The sequence below is a fragment of the Citrobacter sp. Ce129 genome (genome assembly GCF_030334545.1).
Lineage (GTDB): Bacteria > Pseudomonadota > Gammaproteobacteria > Enterobacterales > Enterobacteriaceae > Citrobacter > Citrobacter europaeus.
This window is the reverse complement of record NZ_JAOWDS010000073.1, coordinates 396,212-417,476: the sequence shown is the minus strand read 5'-3', so window position 1 is coordinate 417,476 and position 21,265 is coordinate 396,212. Positions and strand designations below refer to the sequence as shown.

The 21,265-nt window shown below is 52.9% G+C and carries 20 protein-coding genes; 11 read left to right on the top strand and 9 right to left on the bottom strand.

Annotated elements, in window-relative coordinates; all coding sequences use genetic code 11:
* Nucleotides 1–1,518 (top strand): amidophosphoribosyltransferase, encoded by a 1,518-nt coding sequence (gene purF / locus OGV77_RS21575; RefSeq protein WP_016153855.1) that lies wholly within the window; start codon nucleotides 1–3, stop codon nucleotides 1,516–1,518.
* Between the two features lie 102 nt (nucleotides 1,519–1,620).
* Here purF and OGV77_RS21570 read toward each other — a convergent pair whose 3' ends face one another.
* Both OGV77_RS21570 and OGV77_RS21565 read right to left on the bottom strand, forming a co-directional pair.
* On the bottom strand, nucleotides 1,621–3,582 hold the full coding sequence (locus OGV77_RS21570) for a glycoside hydrolase family 127 protein (protein WP_087051290.1): 1,962 nt from the start codon (nucleotides 3,580–3,582) through the stop codon (nucleotides 1,621–1,623).
* Between the two features lie 7 nt (nucleotides 3,583–3,589).
* Nucleotides 3,590–4,993, bottom strand: a complete 1,404-nt coding sequence (locus tag OGV77_RS21565) for an MFS transporter (protein WP_080626278.1) — start codon at nucleotides 4,991–4,993, stop codon at nucleotides 3,590–3,592.
* Nucleotides 4,994–5,332: 339 nt separating this feature from the next.
* Between OGV77_RS21565 and OGV77_RS21560 the strand changes: the two genes are divergently transcribed.
* The 7 genes from OGV77_RS21560 to hisP all read left to right on the top strand — a co-directional run bounded on the left by OGV77_RS21560 (nucleotide 5,333) and on the right by hisP (nucleotide 11,419).
* Nucleotides 5,333–6,325 carry a LacI family DNA-binding transcriptional regulator gene (locus OGV77_RS21560; RefSeq protein ID WP_080626279.1) on the top strand — a complete coding sequence of 331 codons (993 nt, stop codon included), beginning with the start codon at nucleotides 5,333–5,335 and terminating at the stop codon, nucleotides 6,323–6,325.
* Between the two features lie 61 nt (nucleotides 6,326–6,386).
* On the top strand, nucleotides 6,387–6,956 hold the full coding sequence (locus OGV77_RS21555; protein ID WP_043017066.1) for a UbiX family flavin prenyltransferase: 570 nt from the start codon (nucleotides 6,387–6,389) through the stop codon (nucleotides 6,954–6,956).
* 287 nt (nucleotides 6,957–7,243) lie between these two features.
* Nucleotides 7,244–8,026, top strand: a complete 783-nt coding sequence (argT, locus tag OGV77_RS21550; RefSeq protein WP_043017065.1) for a lysine/arginine/ornithine ABC transporter substrate-binding protein ArgT — start codon at nucleotides 7,244–7,246, stop codon at nucleotides 8,024–8,026.
* Nucleotides 8,027–8,273: 247 nt separating this feature from the next.
* Nucleotides 8,274–9,056, top strand: a complete 783-nt coding sequence (gene hisJ, locus OGV77_RS21545) for a histidine ABC transporter substrate-binding protein HisJ (RefSeq protein WP_003028120.1) — start codon at nucleotides 8,274–8,276, stop codon at nucleotides 9,054–9,056.
* A 185-nt stretch (nucleotides 9,057–9,241) separates the two neighbouring features.
* Complete coding sequence (locus tag OGV77_RS21540) at nucleotides 9,242–9,928, top strand: histidine ABC transporter permease HisQ (protein ID WP_043017064.1); 687 nt, start codon at nucleotides 9,242–9,244, stop codon at nucleotides 9,926–9,928.
* Nucleotides 9,925–10,632 carry a histidine ABC transporter permease HisM gene (gene hisM, locus OGV77_RS21535; protein ID WP_043017063.1) on the top strand — a complete coding sequence of 236 codons (708 nt, stop codon included), beginning with the start codon at nucleotides 9,925–9,927 and terminating at the stop codon, nucleotides 10,630–10,632. Before OGV77_RS21540 ends, hisM begins: the two co-directional genes overlap by 4 nt.
* 13 nt (nucleotides 10,633–10,645) lie before the next feature.
* A complete protein-coding gene (gene hisP / locus OGV77_RS21530; protein ID WP_043017062.1) occupies nucleotides 10,646–11,419 on the top strand; it encodes a histidine ABC transporter ATP-binding protein HisP in 774 nt (257 codons plus the stop codon).
* A gap of 33 nt (nucleotides 11,420–11,452) precedes the next feature.
* Here hisP and OGV77_RS21525 read toward each other — a convergent pair whose 3' ends face one another.
* The 4 genes from OGV77_RS21525 to yfcG form a co-directional block, all read right to left on the bottom strand.
* Nucleotides 11,453–11,968, bottom strand: a complete 516-nt coding sequence (locus OGV77_RS21525) for a GNAT family N-acetyltransferase (protein ID WP_072033921.1) — start codon at nucleotides 11,966–11,968, stop codon at nucleotides 11,453–11,455.
* Nucleotides 11,969–12,039: 71 nt separating this feature from the next.
* Nucleotides 12,040–12,933 carry a TIGR01777 family oxidoreductase gene (locus tag OGV77_RS21520; RefSeq protein WP_087051291.1) on the bottom strand — a complete coding sequence of 298 codons (894 nt, stop codon included), beginning with the start codon at nucleotides 12,931–12,933 and terminating at the stop codon, nucleotides 12,040–12,042.
* Between the two features lie 19 nt (nucleotides 12,934–12,952).
* Nucleotides 12,953–13,315: a dihydroneopterin triphosphate 2'-epimerase gene (gene folX / locus OGV77_RS21515; RefSeq protein ID WP_087051292.1), complete on the bottom strand. Its 363-nt coding sequence runs from the start codon at nucleotides 13,313–13,315 to the stop codon at nucleotides 12,953–12,955.
* Between the two features lie 54 nt (nucleotides 13,316–13,369).
* Complete coding sequence (yfcG, locus tag OGV77_RS21510) at nucleotides 13,370–14,005, bottom strand: GSH-dependent disulfide bond oxidoreductase (RefSeq protein ID WP_043017958.1); 636 nt, start codon at nucleotides 14,003–14,005, stop codon at nucleotides 13,370–13,372.
* A gap of 134 nt (nucleotides 14,006–14,139) precedes the next feature.
* On the opposite strand from yfcG, the gene yfcF reads away from it, so the two are divergent.
* From yfcF to yfcD, 3 genes are read left to right on the top strand one after another with little or no spacing between them, the layout of a single operon-like run.
* Nucleotides 14,140–14,784, top strand: a complete 645-nt coding sequence (yfcF, locus tag OGV77_RS21505; RefSeq protein ID WP_043017058.1) for a glutathione transferase — start codon at nucleotides 14,140–14,142, stop codon at nucleotides 14,782–14,784.
* Between the two features lie 55 nt (nucleotides 14,785–14,839).
* Nucleotides 14,840–15,391: a phosphodiesterase gene (yfcE, locus tag OGV77_RS21500; RefSeq protein ID WP_043017057.1), complete on the top strand. Its 552-nt coding sequence runs from the start codon at nucleotides 14,840–14,842 to the stop codon at nucleotides 15,389–15,391.
* Nucleotides 15,392–15,447: 56 nt separating this feature from the next.
* Complete coding sequence (gene yfcD / locus OGV77_RS21495) at nucleotides 15,448–15,993, top strand: NUDIX hydrolase YfcD (RefSeq protein WP_087051293.1); 546 nt, start codon at nucleotides 15,448–15,450, stop codon at nucleotides 15,991–15,993.
* A 50-nt stretch (nucleotides 15,994–16,043) separates the two neighbouring features.
* Here yfcD and OGV77_RS21490 read toward each other — a convergent pair whose 3' ends face one another.
* The 3 genes from OGV77_RS21490 to pta all read right to left on the bottom strand — a co-directional run bounded on the left by OGV77_RS21490 (nucleotide 16,044) and on the right by pta (nucleotide 21,229).
* Entirely contained in the window at nucleotides 16,044–17,132 is a 1,089-nt protein-coding gene (locus OGV77_RS21490) for a fimbrial protein (protein WP_087051294.1), read from the bottom strand.
* A 231-nt stretch (nucleotides 17,133–17,363) separates the two neighbouring features.
* Nucleotides 17,364–18,884, bottom strand: a complete 1,521-nt coding sequence (gene yfcC / locus OGV77_RS21485) for a putative basic amino acid antiporter YfcC (RefSeq protein ID WP_043017054.1) — start codon at nucleotides 18,882–18,884, stop codon at nucleotides 17,364–17,366.
* 200 nt (nucleotides 18,885–19,084) lie between these two features.
* Nucleotides 19,085–21,229, bottom strand: coding sequence for a phosphate acetyltransferase (pta, locus tag OGV77_RS21480; protein ID WP_043017053.1), 2,145 nt, complete (start codon nucleotides 21,227–21,229; stop codon nucleotides 19,085–19,087).
* Nucleotides 21,230–21,265 lie beyond the last annotated feature (36 nt).

Here is a 21,265-nt window from a genome sequence, read left to right as displayed (position 1 = left end):
ATGTGCGGTATTGTCGGTATCGCCGGTGTTATGCCGGTAAACCAGTCGATTTATGACGCGTTAACGGTGCTCCAGCATCGTGGTCAGGATGCCGCAGGCATCATCACCATTGATGCCAACAACTGCTTCCGCTTGCGTAAAGCAAACGGAATGGTGAGCGATATTTTTGAAGCGCGCCATATGCAGCGTTTGCAGGGCAATATGGGCATCGGTCATGTGCGTTACCCAACGGCTGGCAGCTCCAGCGCCTCCGAAGCTCAACCTTTTTACGTCAACTCACCGTATGGCATCACGCTTGCCCATAATGGCAACCTGACCAACGCGCATGAGCTACGTAAAAAGCTGTTCGAAGAAAAGCGCCGCCACATCAATACCACTTCAGATTCTGAAATTCTGCTGAATATTTTCGCCAGCGAGCTGGATAACTTCCGCCACTATCCGCTGGAAGCCGACAATATTTTTGCTGCTATTGCCGCAACCAACCGCCAGATCCGCGGCGCCTATGCCTGCGTGGCGATGATTATCGGCCACGGTATGGTTGCCTTCCGCGATCCTAACGGTATCCGCCCGTTGGTATTGGGTAAACGCGATATCGGCGATGGTCGTACCGAGTACATGGTGGCGTCCGAGAGCGTAGCGCTGGATACGCTGGGCTTTGAATTCCTGCGCGACGTGGCACCCGGCGAAGCGGTGTATATCACCGAAAAAGGTCAGTTGTTTACCCGCCAGTGTGCCGATAACCCGGTCAGCAATCCGTGCCTGTTTGAATATGTTTACTTCGCACGTCCTGACTCCTTTATCGACAAGATTTCCGTCTACAGTGCCCGCGTAAACATGGGTACTAAGCTTGGCGAAAAAATTGCTCGTGAGTGGGAAGATCTGGACATTGACGTGGTGATCCCGATTCCGGAAACCTCCTGTGATATCGCGCTGGAAATTGCTCGTATCCTCGGGAAGCCGTACCGTCAGGGGTTTGTGAAAAACCGCTACGTAGGGCGTACCTTTATCATGCCGGGCCAGCAGCTGCGCCGTAAATCCGTGCGCCGTAAGCTGAACGCCAACCGTGCGGAATTCCGTGATAAAAACGTGCTGCTGGTGGATGACTCCATCGTGCGCGGTACGACCTCAGAACAGATTATCGAGATGGCGCGTGAAGCCGGAGCGAAGAAGGTGTATCTGGCTTCTGCTGCCCCGGAAATTCGCTTCCCGAACGTTTATGGTATCGATATGCCGACGGCGACGGAGCTGATTGCTCATGGTCGTGAAGTGGATGAGATTCGCCAGATAATCGGCGCAGATGGGCTCATCTTCCAGGATCTGAACGATCTGATTGAAGCGGTCCGCGCGGAAAACCCGGATATCCAGCAGTTTGAATGTTCAGTGTTTAACGGCGTGTACGTTACTAAAGACGTCGACCAGCAATATCTCGATTTCCTCGACTCCCTGCGTAATGACGATGCCAAAGCGGTGTTGCGTCAGAACGAAGCGGAAAACCTTGAGATGCACAACGAAGGTTAAAACTGGACATGCCGGATGGCGACGCATTGCGTCTTATCCGGCCTACAGTCCATCATCGTTGTAAGCCGGATAAGGCGTAGCCTCCATCCGGCTTTTTTATGGCTACACCTCGTCGACCCAAATTCGCATTTCGCCTTCGCCGCGGTTGGCCCAGCTAAACCACGGGATAAAGGTCAGCGTCTGCTTCTCAACCGCCGTCTGGGGATTATCAAAGCTGTATAGCGGCTTATCCTCATGCGCGGTCAACACGCGTACGCCTTCCGCCTGTAGCAGCACTTTGCCCTTCAGCACGCCCACGCCCTGAATCTCACGAAACGCGCTCGCCTTCGGTAGCGACAGGTTGTGCAGCTGTGCGCCGTTATCCGCCTCTTCCAGACAGTAGACCAGCGGCCCGCGCTGAATCGCCACTTTACCCGCCGCATGGCGCACCAGCGGATTGGCATACACGCGACGAACGGGCATCGGCAGATTTAGGGTAATGATGTCTCCTTCCTGCCACTGGCGATGCAGGTGCAGATAACCTTTCACCATTTTGCCCTGAGCCGCTTCGCCGTTTACCTGCACCGTTGGTGCCGCGCACCACTCTGGCAGGCGTAGCGCCAGCGTGTGCTCGACTATCTGCGGCTGGTTAAAGCGAATCGAGACCTGCTCGTCCCACGGATAGTTACCCTCAATCTTGAGCGCCAGCGTCTGAGCGTCAACCGTAAACTGCGCCTCGCTACCGGCATAGAAGTTAATAAACAGCGCGTCCGGGCGTGGGGTAAAAATATAGTGACCAATGGCGACCAGCGTACGGGCGATGTTTGGTGGGCAGCAGGCGCAGCCGAACCAGCGTTGGCGCACGGGCTTAATGTGGTCGTAAATATGGTTATGCGGAATACTTTTGGGTTGCGTTTCCAGCGGGTTCACATAGAAGAAATGTTTGCCGTCCAGCGCCATCCCACCCAGCACCGTGTTGTAAAACGCGCGTTCCATGACATCGGCATAGTGCGCGTCGCCTTCCATTTCCAGCATGCGGCGGGCAAACATCATCAGGCCGATGGAGGCGCAGCTTTCTCCATAGGCGGTATCATTCGGTAAATCGTAATCGCTGGTGAAGGCCTCGCCGATCCCTTGCGAGCCAATACCGCCGGTGATGTACATTCGGCGCTGCACCATGTTATTCCAGATGCGCAAGCAGGTCTGGCGCTTTTCTTCGTCGTTCGTCATGCGGGCGATATGCGCCAGCCCGGTCATCAGATACACCGAACGTACCGCATGGCCGACGGCTTCGCTCTGTTGCGCCAGCGGTTTGTGGGCGTGGGTATAGGCTTTATCTTTGACCATCCATGCCTCGCCCCAGTTATCCCAGTGCCAGGTGCCCCCGCGCTGAGCAAACTCAATATCGTAATAGTACGGTTGCTGGCCGCGCTCTTCGAGAAAGAAGCGTGCCAGCGCCTGATAGCGTGGTTCCTGTGTGACTTCATACAGGCGCATCAGCGCCAGCTCAATTTCCGGATGACCTGGATAGCCGCGCAGCTGGCCTTCGTTTGGACCGAAAACGGTGTCGATGTGGTCGGCGAAGCGGCAGGCTATCTCCAGCAGCCGACGCTTGCCGGTGGCGTTAAAAAAGGCCACTGCGGCTTCAAACAGATGCCCGGCGCAGTACATCTCATGGCATTCCGCAACGTTGGTCCAGCGCAGCCCCGGCTCTTTAACGGTGTACCAGGTGTTGAGATAACCATCTTCACACTGCGCTTTTGCCAGCAGCTCGATGACCTCATCGGCGGTCTTCTCAAGCTGTGCGTCCGGCTTTTGACTGAGTGACCAGGCCACGGCTTCCAGCCATTTAGTCACATCGCTATCCTGAAATACCATGCCATAAAACTCACCGTGCTCAAGTCCGGCGGCAATGCGGTAGTTCATCAGCGCGTGGCTTGGCTCCGCTTCAGGGATCTCGTCGTTCAGCGCTTGCCATTGATAGGGGATAACCACGTCGCGGATCAGACGCTGGTACTCTCCTAAAAACGGGTCGGTGATGGTGATGTTATTCAGGTCGGCTTCAATCACATCAGACTGCATCATGTTTACCTCAGGAAATGTGTGAATGTCGTTGGTGAAGATCGGTTGAGATTTGCTGCATCATCGGGCCGTTGAGACGGCATTTGAGCAGGCACAGCGCCAGCGCGAGATGGAAAATTGCGGGTACGATGCTTTGCAGCAGGGTGATGCCCTGAATCGATGCCGCGGTCTGGTTTTCCAGCCCCGGTCGATAGGCCACCATAATCAGAATCAGGCTGATAATGCCCCCGGACGATGCCCAAGAGAGCTTGATAAAAAAGAGGTTGAAGGCGAAGTTCATGCCGGATGAACGAACGCCGTTTTTCCATTCACCGTAGTCATCGGCAAAGGCCATAATGGAGAAGTGCAGCGGCAGGGTGAAACCCAGCACCACGTTGTTGATTAAGATACAAACCAGCCACAGGGTCTGGTACTGCGGCCCGGTCGGCAGAAAGTACATGGCGATACCGAAGACGACCAGCGCCAGGTTGGTGTAAAAATACAGTTTCACCATATCAAAGCGGCGGGAGAGGGGATTGACGATAATCGCCCCGGCAATGGATGCCACGGTCACTACGCCAAAAAACAGCGACATAAACCCGGCGCTGCCCTGCAGGACATAAGAGATAAAGTACATGTAGCCGCCGCCGCGAATACACAGAATGTTTACCAGCAGGAAGGACATCACCAGCATCATCAAGAGCTGATCGTTTTTACGCAGCCCGGCCAGATGTTCGCGCAACGTAAAGCTGCCCGCCAGCGATAACGGTACGCGCTCTTTGACCCAGAAGAAGCACAGCAGAAACATCACCACGCCCACGGTACACAGTACCGTTACGCCGTATTGGTAGCCTTTTGCCAGGTTGCCCTGCCCAAAGACCTCCACCATCCACGGTAATCCTACCGCGACCAGGAAACCCGCAATGCCGCTTAATACAAAGCGCCAGGACTGACAAGACATCACCTGATCGTGTCGATTAGTCACTGCGTTAATCAGCGCACAGTATGGAACGTTGTTAGCGGTATAGCCGATGGAGAGCAGGAAGTAGGTGCCAAAGGCCCAGGCAATTTTCGCGTTTGGCCCCATATCCGGCACCGTGAAAGTCAGAATGCCGATTACGCCGAGCGGTACTGCGGTCCACAGTTGCCACGGACGAAAACGGCCCCAGCGGCTGCGGGTACGATCGGCAATCACGCCCATCACCGGGTCAGAAACGGCATCGAAAATACGCAGAACAAAAAACATCGCCCCCACAATGGCCGGGCTTAAGCCAAAAACATCGGTATAGAAAAAGAGCAAAAAGCCGCTTATCAAATCTGAGATGCAGTGCCCGCCGGCATCGCCTAATCCATAGCCTATCTTTTCGCGGGTCGAAAGCGTCTCGCCCGCGTCAATTGTCTGTACATCAGTATTCAGGTTATCAGCAATTGTCATAACCAATCCTCGAACAGGGGGATGATTTAAAGAGTCATTACGGCTTATCTCTGACATTTTTTACTAAACAAGTAACGGTGGTGAGCATAGATCTGCTATGGAGTATTGGTATATGGCGTGTTTCTTTCTCTGTGAAAATGATCGTTATTTTTACTAGAAAAATATTATTAATAGTGATCTTAATCACAAATGCAGGGTGGAGGAGCACGATTAGCGGTTCTGTTAGTGACTCTGTGGGGAAATTACGTATTGTTAATAGTCTGCTGTGAGAGTGATATTCTTACGGCTAATGGAATCAGACGTCGACTGAAGAACGCGTGACAGGTGCAAACAAACGGAATGGCGAAAAAGACCCGAATTAAAGACATTGCAGCGGCATGCGGCGTTTCTATTGCTGCGGTTTCCCGGGCGCTGAAAGGGCAACCCGGTCTTAGCGAGGAGACGCGTCAGAGAATACTGACGATTGCGCAGGCTGAGGGCTACGATTTTGGCCGTTTGCGTAGCGGTCGTATTAAACGCTTACTTTTTTTGCTGCATCGCGAACACAATATCGCCAGCGCGTTACCTTTCTATTCCACGGTGATGCTCGGCGTGGCTGAAGCTTGTCGGGAAAATGACATTGCGATGAGTTTCTTACCCATCGGACCGGAAGACTCGTTGGCAGAGCTGATTAACCTGCACCAGCCCGATGCGCTTATCTGCGCCGGTTATCTGGAAGCTGAAATACTTGCTGAATTGCGGAAGCTGGCATTGCCTGTGGCGCTGGTGGATCTGTGGGCCGCCGACTTTCCTTGCGTCAACCCGGATAATTTTCATGGCGGATTTATTGCTACACGTCACTTGCTTGAACAGGGACGCAAGCGCATTGCATTTCTTGGACATTCGCAACGACATTACAGTATTCGCCAGCGTGTAGAAGGGTATCAGCAGGCGCTGTTTGACGCCGGACTCTCGCTTCCTGAGGAATATCAGGTTGAAGCGCCGCCGGTCAAAAATATTGAGCAGGCGCTGATTGAGGGGATGGACAAACTGCTGGCGCTGGCCCAGCCGCCAGACGCGATTTTTGCCTATAACGATATTGCCGCGCTGGTGGCGATGCGGGTCTGTGCGCGCAAAGGAATCAGGGTGCCGGAAGATATCGCCATTGTTGGATTCGATGATATTGATGCAGCGGCCTGGGCGCATCCGGCGTTAACCACCGTTGCGGTTGATAAGCGCGAGCTTGGACAGGATGCGTTTCGTTTGCTACTCAATGAGCAAGGGGAACGAAATCTGCTGCAGCCGGTTCGTCTGGTGGTTCGTGAAAGCTCGCTCAGTTCAGCGCCACATTGACAGTTGCGCCCGACGCCGTAATCCGGCAAAGTCTCGCCATTACGACGAAAAGGCTCTCACAGTGAAACGACTCATCATTGGTATTTCTGGCGCAAGCGGGGCAATTTACGGCGTGCGCCTGCTGCAGGTTTTGCGTGACGTTAGCGATGTGGAAACCCATCTGGTGATGAGTGCCGCTGCCCGGCAGACACTGGCGCTGGAAACGGACCTCTCTGTACGCGACGTGCAGGCCCTGGCGAATGTGAATCACGATACGCGCGATATCGCCGCCAGTATCTCCTCCGGTTCTTTTCAGACCGCCGGAATGGTTATTCTGCCGTGTTCAATCAAAACGCTTTCTGGCATCGTTCACAGCTACACCGATGGACTGCTTACCCGTGCGGCAGACGTGGTGTTAAAAGAACGTCGCCCGCTGGTGCTGTGCGTGCGTGAAACGCCGTTGCATCTGGGTCATCTGCGGCTGATGACGCAGGCGGCTGAAATTGGCGCGGTGATTATGCCGCCTGTCCCGGCATTCTATCATCGCCCTCAAACGCTGGATGATGTGATTAATCAAACGGTTAACCGCGTACTTGATCAGTTTGATATCTCCCTTCCGCAGGATCTGTTCACCCGCTGGCAAGGGGCGTAAGCCGTTCCATCAGCGTGCAAAGAAACATCCGTTGCCCTGTTTCAGGGCAATTTTGTAACCGCGATCATATCCTCAACATTTAATTCGTTAAAACTCAACGAAACGCTGCGGTTCAACCGTCAGACCTGCTATCTTCAAAATCAGGACATTATTGCAACGTTTTATTAACATATTTAACGTCGAATATCCTCATCGGCGCGAAAATGGCATAAGACCTGCATGAAAAAGTCTGCAAACACACAACACAACGTAAAACATAATAAAATTACGCCACTTGAGGGTTATGTATGAAGAAGACGGTTCTTGCTTTGTCTTTGCTGGTAGGACTCTCCGCCACCGCGGCCAGCTACGCAGCACTTCCGCAGACGGTTCGTATTGGTACAGATACAACGTACGCACCTTTTTCCTCTAAAGATGCCAAAGGCGACTTCGTCGGCTTTGATATCGATCTGGGAAATGAGATGTGTAAGCGCATGCAGATCAAATGTACCTGGGTTGCCAGCGACTTTGATGCGCTGATCCCGTCGCTGAAAGCGAAAAAAATCGATGCCATCATCTCCTCGCTTTCTATCACCGAGAAGCGTCAGCAAGAGATTGCATTCTCAGACAAACTTTACGCTGCAGACTCACGTCTGATCGCCGCGAAAGGTTCCCCGATTCAACCGACTCTGGACTCCCTGAAGGGCAAGCACGTTGGCGTCCTGCAAGGCTCGACTCAAGAAGCCTATGCCAATGACAACTGGCGCAGCAAAGGCGTGGACGTGGTGGCCTATGCGAACCAGGACCTCATCTATTCTGACCTGACGGCGGGCCGTCTGGACGCGGCGTTGCAAGATGAAGTCGCGGCCAGCGAAGGCTTCCTGAAGCAGCCCGCTGGTAAGGACTACGTCTTTGCCGGTCCATCAGTGAAAGATAAAAAATACTTTGGCGACGGAACCGGGATTGGCTTACGCAAAGATGATGCAGAGCTGAAAGCCGCTTTCGATAAAGCGCTGGGCGAACTGCGCAAAGACGGCACCTACGACAAAATGGCGAGCAAGTATTTTAATTTCAATGTCTACGGCGATTAATACGCCGCAGCGGGGAATTGACTGCACCATTGCGGGTAACCATTACGGTGCATGATAAATTCAGTGCACTGTTTTGGTGCTTTTATCGCTGACTTAATAAGCATGAGTGCATACTTAAGCGCTTTTCATGCAAATAAATACCGCCGACAGGGTAGAATGCTTTGCCTTGTCGGCCTGATTAATGGCACGATAACTGCACCTGGTCCTGTAAAGATCCCCTATAAAAGACAGTCTGTTGAGGATAGTTATGAAAAAACTGGTGTTGTCTCTTTCTCTGGTCCTGGCTTTCTCCAGTGCTACCGCAGCATTTGCAGCCATTCCGCAAAAAATTCGTATCGGTACCGATCCTACTTATGCGCCGTTCGAATCGAAAAATGCGCAGGGTGAATTAGTCGGTTTTGATATCGATCTGGCTAAAGAGCTTTGCAAACGTATCAATACACAATGTACCTTCGTGGAAAACCCGCTGGACGCGCTTATCCCTTCGCTAAAAGCGAAGAAAATCGATGCGATTATGTCCTCGCTTTCCATTACTGAAAAACGCCAGCAGGAAATTGCCTTTACTGACAAGCTTTATGCAGCAGACTCACGTCTGGTTGTCGCTAAAGATTCTGCTATTCAGCCGACCATTGAGTCGCTGAAAGGCAAACGTGTTGGCGTGCTGCAGGGCACGACTCAGGAAACGTTCGGCAACGAACACTGGGCGCCAAAAGGCATTGAAATTGTCTCCTATCAGGGGCAAGACAACATCTATTCTGACCTGACTGCCGGGCGTATTGATGCCGCATTCCAGGATGAAGTCGCAGCCAGCGAAGGCTTCCTGAAGCAGCCAGTTGGTAAAGATTACAAATTCGGCGGCCCGTCTGTGAAAGATGAGAAGTTGTTCGGTGTGGGTACCGGTATGGGATTGCGCAAAGACGACAACGAGCTGCGCGAAGCGCTGAACAAAGCCTTTGCCGAAATGCGAGCTGACGGTACTTACGAGAAGCTGGCTAAAAAGTACTTCGATTTTGATGTTTACGGCGGTTAATCACCGCAGGTGCTGATAAAGCCCGTAGATTTTTGACGCGTTGAATTTATGCCTGATGGCGCTGCGCTCATCCGGCCTACGTTGATTTGTAGGCCGGATAAGGCAAAGCCGCCATCCGGCATTTAACGGTGAGTCTGAAATCAAAAGAGGCTTATTACTCCACCACACACGACAGGACAGGCAGCATGTTGTATGGCTTTTCAGGTGTTATTTTACAGGGCGCAATTGTTACGCTTGAGCTGGCACTCAGCTCGGTGGTACTGGCGGTTCTGATAGGCTTAGTCGGCGCGGCAGCAAAGCTGTCGCAAAGCCGGGCGCTGGCGCTTATATTCGAAGGGTACACCACGCTTATCCGCGGCGTGCCCGATCTGGTCTTAATGCTGCTCATTTTCTACGGATTACAAATCGCGCTGAACACCGTTACCGATGCCATCGGTATCGGCCAGATTGATATCGATCCAATGGTCGCGGGTATCATTACACTCGGGTTTATCTACGGCGCCTATTTTACCGAAACATTTCGTGGCGCATTTATGGCCGTGCCAAAAGGCCATATTGAAGCCGCGACGGCATTCGGTTTTACCAGCTCACAAATATTTCGCCGCATAATGTTCCCGGCGATGATGCGCTATGCCTTACCGGGAATTGGCAACAACTGGCAGGTCATTCTTAAGGCCACGGCGCTGGTATCGTTGCTTGGACTTGAAGACGTGGTGAAAGCCACTCAGCTTGCCGGGAAGAGTACCTGGGAGCCGTTCTATTTTGCCGTAGTGTGCGGGGTCATCTATCTGGTGTTTACCACTGTATCTAATGGTGTGCTGCTGTACCTTGAGCGCCGCTATTCCGTGGGTGTGAAGAGGGCTGACCTGTGATCGAGATTATTCAGGAATACTGGAAGTCCCTGCTGTGGACCGACGGATATCGCTACACCGGCGTTGCTATCACCCTGTGGCTTCTGATTTCATCAGTGGTGATGGGCGGGATACTGGCGCTGTTTTTGGCAATTGGTCGTGTTTCCAGTAATAAATTTATCCAGTTTCCTATCTGGCTATTCACCTATATTTTTCGTGGGACGCCGCTGTACGTACAGCTACTGGTATTTTATTCCGGGATGTATACGCTGGAGATAGTTAAAGGCACGGATTTCCTCAACGCGTTTTTCCGCAGTGGGCTGAATTGCACCGTGCTGGCGTTGACGCTGAACACCTGCGCCTATACGACGGAGATCTTCGCCGGGGCCATTCGTTCCGTGCCCCATGGTGAGATTGAAGCCGCGCGCGCTTACGGGTTCTCGTCGTTTAAACTGTATCGTTGCATTATTTTGCCTTCCGCGCTGCGTATTGCGCTGCCGGCTTACAGCAATGAAGTGATTTTAATGCTGCACTCCACGGCGCTGGCGTTTACCGCAACGGTGCCTGACCTGTTGAAAATCGCCCGTGATATCAACTCGGCAACGTATCAGCCGTTTACCGCATTCGGTATTGCCGCTGTACTGTATTTGATTATTTCGTATGTCCTGATCAGTCTGTTCCGTAGAGCGGAAAAACGCTGGTTGCAGCATGTATCCTCTAAATGATTCGAGTAACACGATGTCTGAAAATAAATTAAACGTTATCGATTTACATAAGCACTACGGCGAACATGAAGTGCTGAAAGGGGTATCGCTGCAGGCCAACGCGGGTGATGTTATCAGTATTATTGGCTCGTCAGGTTCCGGTAAAAGTACCTTCCTGCGCTGCATTAACTTTCTCGAGAAACCGAGCGCCGGGTCGATTGTCGTCAGTGGCCAGAATATTGGTCTGGTGCGCGACAAAGACGGTCAGCTTAAAGTTGCAGATAAAAATCAGCTGCGCCTGCTGCGTACGCGACTGACGATGGTCTTTCAGCACTTTAATCTGTGGAGCCACATGACGGTGCTGGAAAACGTGATGGAAGCGCCGATCCAGGTGCTGGGGCTGAGCAAGCAGGAAGCCCGCGAACGTGCGGTGAAGTATCTGGCTAAAGTGGGCATTGATGAGCGCGCACAGGGAAAATATCCGGTGCACCTGTCCGGTGGTCAGCAGCAGCGCGTCTCCATTGCCCGCGCGCTGGCGATGGAACCGGAAGTGTTGCTGTTTGATGAACCCACGTCGGCGCTTGATCCGGAGCTGGTGGGCGAAGTGTTGCGCATTATGCAGCAACTGGCCGAAGAGGGAAAAACCATGGTGGTCGTGACCCACGAAATGGGTTTTGCCCGTCATGTCTCCACGCACGTGATTTTCCTGCATCAGGGGAAAATTGAGGAAGAGGGCGACCCGGAGCAGGTATTCGGTAATCCGCAAAGCCCACGTTTGCAGCAGTTCCTCAAAGGTTCGTTGAAGTAAATCACCTGCCCGGAGGCGCTACGCTTTCCGGGCTTACAATTTTAGCGCGTCGCGCTCCAGCCGAAACACCCAGTCGTCGTAGGCGATGCCGTCAATCTCATATGCTTTTTCCAGCACCTGCGTACGCACAAAGCCCGTTTTTTCCAGAATCCGCACTGAGCCCTTATTCTCCGCAAGTGCGTAAGCATTTATCGCCGTGACGGATGTCTGCTCGAAGGCATACTGGCACACCGCGCGTACGGCTTCGCTGGCAATACCTTTCCCCTGAGCCTGCGGCATAATGGCGTAGCCGAGGTCGGCCTCGTGCGGGTACAGGTGACTGATTTGCAGGCCAATATCGCCGAGCGGCGTGGGGTTGTTATGCTCGCGGATGACGAAAGTGTGCTGTGCGGCAAGGCGTCTGGCGAATAACAGACGCGTATCTTTCGCTGGGGCGATATCGCCCATATAACGCATGACGTCAGGACATTCACGTAGTCTCTGGAAAAATGACCAGTCAGAAAACTGAAACAAAGAGAGGGTAAGTCGGGGAGTCGAAATTATCGCCATAACGTCGCCATTGCGGATATCTGGTCTATAACCTTACCACCGCAACGGCGACTGTGAATAGCGCTTAAGGGTTATCGAATGACATCCGCCAGCGCTTCTTCTAAATCGTACCAACGAAAGGCGAAACCAGACGCTTCCAGGCGTTTTGGCAACGCCCGCTGCCCGCCGAGAACCAGCACTGAAGACTCACCCATCAGTAGACGCATTATGCTGGCGGGAACGCGCAGAATGGCAGGACGGTTCAGCGCGTGGCCCAGCGCATGGGCAAACTGCTCATTGTGTACCGGATAGGGTGAAACCATATTGAAGGGACCGCGCAGATCGTTATCCAGCAGCCAGATAATTCCGTTGACCATATCATCAACATGGATCCAGGCCATATACTGCCGTCCGTTGCCAATGGGGCCGCCTAAGCCAAGACGAAACGGCGGGACCATTTTTGCCAGAATACCGCCAGCAGAGGCCAGTACCACGCCGGTACGCAGCATACACACGCGAGTTTTATCGCTCTGCGCAGTGCTGGCAATTTGCTCCCAGCGGGCGCACAGCTTGTGGGTAAATTCGTTATGCGGCGGCTCTTCTTCCGTGACCACAACTTCGCCCAAATCACCGTAGTAACCGGTTGCGGAACCGGAAATGAGCACCGCGGGCGGCGTCTCGCTGGCATTGATTAAATCGACCAGCTTCTGCGTAATACCCCAACGGCTCTGGCACAGGCGTTCCTTTTGCTGTGCGCTCCAGCGCTTATCTGCGATAGGCTCCCCGGCAAGGTTAATCACGGCATCAACATCATTGAGGTTTTGCCGCTCAGCCAGGCCTTTGGACAGCGCGACCCGGGAGTCGAGGATCTGACGCGCCTTATCAGGGGAACGTGTCACTACGGTTATCCGATGCCCCAGTTCCAGCAGGCGGGGGATCAGATGACGTCCAATCAGGCCAGTACCGCCGGTAATCAGAATCTGCATGTCGCCTCCCGGGTTACGTTTAGCGCTGCCAGCTCAGCGTTATAGACACTGAGTCGGCGTAACGCAATGCGTGAAGTTTATCTATCTCCACTTCAGCATAAGTGACCCAGTGATGTTCGCGTGCGATATCGAGCACATCTTGAGTTAATTTTTCCAACAATGAGAAGCGGTTACCCTCCACGTGGGCAATGATGCTCTTGGTGATAGTGCGATAATTCAGCGCGTCGTTGATATCTTCGCTGGCACGGGCTTTGTCTGCCGGATAGTGAATGGCAATGTTGATGACGATATCCTGGCGGTTAAGGATCTCCTCTTCTTTGATGCCGATAAAGGTGCGCAGACGAAGGTTTTTTATACGAATAATAGCGTCAGGTTGTGACATTGCAGGTTTCCTCCATGTATGAACCTTTGCATGATACACGAGAACCGATTCGCGTCACCGCTTCTCACTCTGTGCTTGCTGCATGGCGCGTTCCGTAGCGGGACGCGTACGGATGCGTTCGTGCCAGTTATTAACCGCCGGATAGTTGTCGAGGTCGATGCGCTGACGCTGATGGTCGTGGATCCACGGCCAGCAGGCAATGTCGGCAATGCTGTAGTGATCTCCTCCCAGCCAGGGGGACGTTTCCAGGCGTTTATTCATCACGTTGTACAGGCGCTGGGTTTCTACCTGGTATCTTTCAATGGCGTAGGGAATCGTTTGTGGGGCGTAGTGGCTGAAATGATGATTCTGGCCCAGCATGGGGCCCAGCCCGCTGACCTGCCAGAACAGCCACTGCAGCGTGGTGTGGCGCTCACGCAACTCACCGCTCAGCAGCTTACCGCTCTTTTCCGCCAGATAGAGCAAAATTTCTCCGGACTCAAACAGGCTGATAGGTCTTCCTCCGTCCGCCGGGGCGCTGTCGATAATGGCCGGGATTTTATTGTTCGGCGAGATCTGCAGAAAGTCAGGGCGAAACTGGCTGCCTTTGCTGATATCGACATGAATCAGACGGTATTGCAGCTGCGCCTCTTCAAGGAAAAGCGTGATTTTGTGACCGTTTGGCGATGGCGTGTAATAGAGATCGATCATTTTCAGCGTCCGTTTTGTCATGAACCGGGTCATAACAAGTATAGAGCCTGTTGGCGTGCGTGAGTTTTCATCAAGTGACAGCGAGAGAAAGACTCTATATTTTGAAGGCAAGCCAATACACTTCAGAGGACATTATGAGCAAATCTGCAATTACGCTGTGGTCAGATGCCAATTTTTTCTCCCCTTACGTGCTGTCTGTTTATGTCGCTCTGCAAGAGAAAGGGCTGCCTTTTACGCTGAAAACCGTTGATCTCAACAGCGGTGAACACTTGCAACCTTCATGGCAAGGCTATGCGTTGACGCGCCGCGTGCCGGTTCTTGAAATCGACGGTTTTGAGCTGAGCGAATCATCAGCGATTACTGAGTTCCTGGAAGAGCGCTTTGCGCCACCGCAGTGGGAGCGTATTTACCCACACGATGTGCAAAAGCGCGCGCGGGCGCGTCAGGTTCAGGCGTGGATCCGCAGCGATTTAATGCCTATCCGTGAAGAACGATCAACGGATGTGGTTTTTGCTGGCGTGAAGAAGGGGCCATTAAGCGACGCGGGAAAAGCCAGTGCGGAAAAATTGTTCGCTACTGCGAGCAGTTTACTGAGTCACGGTAAGCAGAATTTATTTGGCGAATGGTGTATCGCTGACTGCGATTTAGCGCTAATGCTTAATCGTCTGGTCCTTAACGGCGATGAGGTTCCGCAGGCGCTTGCGGAATACGCCGCCTTCCAGTGGCAGCGCGCTTCTGTCCAGCGTTTTATCGCGCTTTCGGCGAAGCGTTCCTGCTGAAAAACGGGGCGTAATCCAGTATCATTACAAGGTAATTTTCAACGAGGAGTGAGTGATGAAACTGATGTTCGCATCGGACATTCATGGTTCGTTGCCAGCCACGGAACGCGTACTCGAACTGTTTAGCGCAAGCGGTGCGCAATGGCTGGTGATATTGGGTGATGTTTTAAACCATGGGCCGCGTAATGCGCTACCCCAGGGCTATGCGCCAGCGCAGGTTGCAGAGCGGCTGAATGAGCAGGCCGCGCGAATTATCGCGGTGCGTGGCAACTGCGACAGCGAAGTGGATCAGATGCTCCTGCATTTTCCGATGACCGCGCCGTGGCAGCAAATTCTGACCGAAAATCAGCGGCTCTTTTTGACGCATGGGCATCTTTTTGGTCCGCAAAATATGCCGGCGCTCAACGCAGGAGATGTGCTGGTTTACGGGCATACTCATCTGCCGGTCGCCGAGCGGCAGGGGGATGTTTACCACTTCAATCCCGGCTCGGTAAGCATCCCGAAAGGGGGCTTTGCGGCAAGTTACGGGATTCTGGATGATAATGTTCTCAGCGTAATGGCACTCAATGATCAAAGTGTTATTGCACAGGTCGAGATTAATCCGTAATTTACCCCACAAACATAAACGCGCCGTAAGAGCGCCAGAAAAAAGAAGGTTTCCTGATGGTGGAACAGCGTCGTTTGGCAAGTACGGAATGGGTGGATATTGTGAATGAAGACAACGAAGTCATTGCACAATCCAGCCGGGAACAAATGCGGGCGCAACGCTTACGCCATCGTGCGACGTATATCGTTGTGCACGATGGTATGGGCAAAATTCTGGTTCAGCGTCGCACTGAGACAAAAGATTTTTTGCCCGGCATGCTGGATGCCACCGCGGGTGGCGTCGTTCAGTCGGATGAGCAAATGCTAGAATCTGCCCGCCGTGAAGCGGAAGAGGAACTGGGCATTGCGGGCGTACCGTTTGCCGAGCATGGGCAGTTTTATTTTGAAGACCAGAACTGTCGCGTATGGGGCGGACTGTTTAGCTGCGTCTCCCACGGGCCGTTTGCGCTTCAGGAAGAAGAAGTGAGTGAAGTTTGCTGGCTGACGCCGGAAGAAATTACCGCGCGCTGCGACGAGTTCACGCCAGACTCACTGAAAGCCCTGGCGCTGTGGATGACCCGCAACGCCAAGAATGAATCGCTGAAAGAAGAAGAAACGGAATAAGACGTTAACCGCTACCGCAATGCTAAAATTTGTTGCGGTAGCGATGTTTATTACGGATGAGTCAGGGTGATGACCGTCGGAATATTAACCGTTCCTCCGGTTAAGGCGCTTCTTTCGATAATCGCAAGGTGGGCAGATAGATTTAATGTTCCGTTGCCCGACGCGTCATAATTTAAATACCGGGAGTCAAGCGTCACTGCTTTCGTCAAATCTAAGCCAGAAAGGTAATCTGCTCCGCCAGATGTCAGTATATAACCTAATCCCACGCCAACACCCTTGGCGCTGCCGCTGGTATTGACCAGCTTATTATCTTTTACCTGGTTGCTGGAAAGATTTATCACCAGACTCGGGTTGCCGTAGCAGTTTTGCAGCTTTATTGAAAATCGCGTTTCATTAACAGTGTCCCAGGCATATAAATCATCCAGTGTTGTTTCACCTAAGTTGACGACTTCATCTGCTTTAAATGCGCCGCATCCGGCGGTAGTAATGGTGACCGGTCCGTTTAAATAGACATCGATTTGTCCTCCGGCCCCGGTACTGTTGGCCACTTCGCCTACTTTTTGCCGGGTGGCAAATACCTGCTTGCCGGCTGCCTGGGCCGGATCGAACTCGGCGGTGGTATAGAATGTCAGCGTAAAGGTCGCGGTGGCATTCATCAGCCACTGTGCGCTTGAGTTGTTTGCACAACCCCATATGAACTGTGGGTCAGTTTGGTTTACGCTGCTGTCATTGGACATGTAGATGGGCATTTTTTCCCAGCCGGTCCAGTAGCCAGCAGGCGGCGTTAAATTCGCGGCAAGCGTAAAGTAGAGACCGGGAATAGATTTGTCTACCAGTGCACCTTTATTGTTGTTAGGGTCCATCGGGAAAGTGGTATTGTCGACGCGGGTAAAAATGACTTTAGAGCTTTGTTTGTTTTCGTTTTTTCCCCAGTAGGAAATTCCGGTGTTATTGGTTTTTACCAGGACGTCGGCGGTATTGGGTAAATAACTTTGCCCGCTGGCAGCGATGCCAATATCTGCATTGACAGTAGCATTTTGGTCGGAAGTATTGCCAATCATAAACGTACAACCTGCTGCCCATACCGCACGTAAGGGGGCAATAAGCAGCATTAGCATAATAAATGTATTTCGCGTCATGATGTTTTTATAAGAGTGAATTGAGGAAGCAGGGTAACATGGCGGTTTTTCAAAAATCTATTGATGAAGTCTTATTTTATGATTTTATAAATATAATTTTTGTGAATACTTTAATTTAATATATATTGATGGTTGTATTTTATAATGTTATTAGCGAAGTTTTTTTATTAAGTAATGATAAATATCGGAAGCGTGATGAATGCTTCCGATATTAAATATATAAAGATTAAATTAATGGTAGCCCATTATCTGTGCGCCGATCACCACCACGCTGGACATAATAAACAGCAGTCCCAACAGCGTGGCGCCAACCTTCAGCCAGTTTCGAAAATCCACCCGGCAAACGCCTAACGTTGCCATCAGCGATGCTGACGTTGGATAGATAATATGACTGAAACCGTCGCCAAACTGGAAGGCCAGCACGGTGACCTGACGGTTTACGCCAACCAGATCGCCCAATGGCGCTAATAACGGCATGGTCAACGCGGCCTGACCAGAGCCGGAAGTCACAAAGAAATTAAATACCGCCTGGAACAGCAGCATAAACCACGCCGCGATGGCGTTATCCAGCCCGCTAATGCCGTTGGCAATGCTGTTTAGCAGGGTGTTTAGCACGCTGGCTTCGCCCGCCTCACCGTTGCCGACCAGCAGTAATATGCCTTTAGCAAAACCGACCAGCAGGGCAGGGGCAATCATCATGCGCGCCCCCTCGGTAAACGAGGAGGCCATGACGTTGACCGTCATGCCGTTGAGCCGAAAGACCACGCCGATAATGCCAATCACCAGCCCCATGGTGAAGAACTGGCTGGCGATTTCCGGAATAAACCACGCGTTGACGATAACGCCCCAGACCACCCAAATCATCACCGCTGTCAGCACCAGCAGCACCAGCCAGTCGCCCAGCGTGAAGCGTCGTTCCACAACCTCGTCCTGCTGCTCGCGAAAGAAGCGGTCGGACTCATGAACCCGGGACAATAGCGGATTCTTTTTGATGCGCGCCGCGTAGGCCAGCGTGAAGGTCAGGCCAATCATCGTGGCAATGATCCACACCACGATGCGCAGACCGGAACCAGAGAGCACCGGCACGCCCGCAATACCCTGCGCGACCACCACGCAGAACGGGTTCATCCACGAGCTGGCAAAGCCAATCTGAGTCGCGATATAGGTAACCAGAACGGTGGTGATACTGTCGTAACCCAGGCGCACCATCAGCGGAGCAATGATAATGGCAAAGGCGACGGCCTCTTCCCCCATGCCAAACACTGCGCCACCTAAGGAGAAAAGAATAAACAGCACCGGGATAAACAGGACTTCGTTCCCGCGCGTATGGCGGATCAGCGCCAGGATGCCGTTATCGATGGTTCCGGTACGCATAACGATGCCGAATGCGCCGCCAATCACCAGCATAAACATAATAATGCCGACGGCGGTGCCGAATTTCGATCCGGAGGTTAACCCTTCAAATGGAAAATTCATCAGGCCCGGGCGTTCATCACCGGTGGTGAAAAATTGCACCCGGTGATACTGCTCTTCACCCGCGTCGTTGGTCAGAATTCGAAAAGAGTGGGGGTCGACCACCTTACGGGTTTTGGTTTGTCCATCAACCTGATACTGTACTTCCTGACTGTCGAACATCCCGACGGGAACAACCCATGTCGCCAGACTGGTTAAAATGGCGACGAAAAAAATAATCACCAGCGTATCGGGCATCGCCCATTTTCTGGCTGGCTGTGATTCTGTTACTGCTGACATGAAAGACTATCCCTGTTGCAATGCAAAAGAGAGTAAGTATGCAAACAGGAGAATAGTTATTCATTGATGCAGCGCATCCTGACAAATGTTTCAGAATATGCCACAGGGAAAAACAGAGATAAAAAAACCGGAAATATCATCTATTTCCGGTTTGATAAGCACAGGTGTTGCCGGATAAGACATCCGGCACACCCGGCAGATTACTGCTGCTGTTGGGAAGACTGGATCGCGGTCAGAGCGATGGTGTAGACGATATCGTCTACCAGCGCGCCACGAGACAGGTCGTTCACCGGCTTGCGCATACCCTGCAGCATCGGCCCGATGGAGATCAGGTCGGCAGAACGCTGTACCGCTTTGTAGGTGGTGTTACCGGTGTTCAGATCCGGGAAGATGAACACGGTAGCGCGACCTGCAACCGGAGAGTTCGGTGCTTTGGATTTTGCTACGTCAGCCATAACAGCGGCGTCATACTGCAGCGGACCATCGATCATCAGGTCAGGACGTTTTTCCTGCGCCAGACGAGTCGCTTCACGCACTTTCTCTACGTCGCTACCTGCACCAGAGGTGCCGGTGGAGTAGGAGAGCATCGCTACGCGCGGTTCGATACCGAAGGCAATGGCGGATTCTGCGGACTGAATCGCGATTTCTGCCAGTTGCTCTGCAGTCGGATCCGGGTTGATCGCGCAGTCGCCGTAAACGTAAACCTGTTCCGGCAGCAGCATGAAGAACACGGAAGACACCAGGGAGCTACCCGGCGCAGTTTTGATCAGCTGCAGCGGCGGACGGATGGTGTTCGCGGTAGTGTGAACAGCACCAGAAACCAGGCCGTCAACGTCGTCCTGCTCCAGCATCAGGGTACCGAGAACCACGTTGTCTTCCAGCTGTTCGCGGGCAACGGTTTCGGTCATACCTTTGTTTTTACGCAGTTCGACCAGACGAGCAACGTAGCTTTCGCGAACCACATCTGGATCAACGATTTCTACGCCAGCGCCCAGTTCAACACCCTGAGAGGCCGCAACGCGAGTGATCTCATCCGGGTTACCCAGCAGTACGCAGGTTGCGATACCACGTTCGGCACAGATAGCCGCCGCTTTAACGGTACGCGGTTCGTCGCCTTCAGGCAGAACAACGCGCTTGCCGGCTTTACGTGCCAGCTCAGTCAACTGATAACGGAACGCCGGCGGAGACAGACGACGGCTGCGCTCAGAGGTCGCGGTCAGGGATTCAATCCAGTCAGCGTTGATGTAGTTAGCAACGTATTCCTGAACTTTCTCAATGCGCTCGTGATCGTCAACCGGAACTTCCAGGTTGAAGCTCTGCAGGCTCAGAGAGGTCTGCCAGGTGTTGGTATTCACCATGAATACCGGCAGGCCGGTTTCAAATGCACGTTCGCACAGCTTAGTGATGCGCGCGTCCATTTCATAGCCGCCAGTCAGCAGCAGGGCGCCGATTTCCACGCCGTTCATGGCCGCCAGGCATGCTGCAACCAGCACGTCAGGACGATCTGCGGAAGTTACCAGCAGGGAGCCTGCGCGGAAGTGCTCCAGCATGTGCGGGATGCTACGTGCGCAGAAAGTCACAGACTTCACGCGACGGGTATTGATATCGCCTTCGTTAACGATGGTGGCGTTCAGGTGACGCGCCATATCGATTGCACGAGTAGCAATCAGATCGAAGCTCCATGGCACCGCGCCCAGAACCGGCAGCGGGCTGGATTCTTGCAGTTTGGCCGGATCAACTTTGATCACTTTCGCTTTGGAAGAGTCGTCGAAAATCTCGGACAGATCCGGGCGAGTACGGCCCTGCTCATCAACCGGTGCGTTCAGTTTGTTAACGATTACGCCGGTGATGTTGGTGTTTTTCGCGCCGCCGAAGCTGCTGCGAGTCAGTTCAATACGCTCGTTCAGCTGTTCCGGGGTATCGGTGCCCTGAGACATCACGAAGACGATTTCCGCGTTCAGCGTTTTCGCGATTTCGTAGTTCAGAGACTGTGCGAACTGATGTTTACGGGTTGGGACCAGGCCTTCAACCAGTACAACTTCAGCGTCTTTGGTGTTCGCGTGGTAGTTCGCGATGATCTCTTCCATCAGCACATCTTTCTGATTGCTGGACAGCAGAGACTCAACGTGGCTCATCTTCAGCGGCTCAGCGGCTGGCAGAGAAGAGTTAGCACGGACGATGCTGGTAGTCTGGTCTGGCGCATCGCCACCGGCACGCGGTTGAGCGATCGGCTTGAAGACGCTCAGACGAACGCCTTTGCGTTCCATTGCGCGGATCACGCCAAGGCTGACGCTGGTCAGACCGACGCTGGTTCCGGTAGGGATCAGCATAATAATACGGGACACGGTTTATCCTCTTTCGTTACCGCCAATTTAGACGGG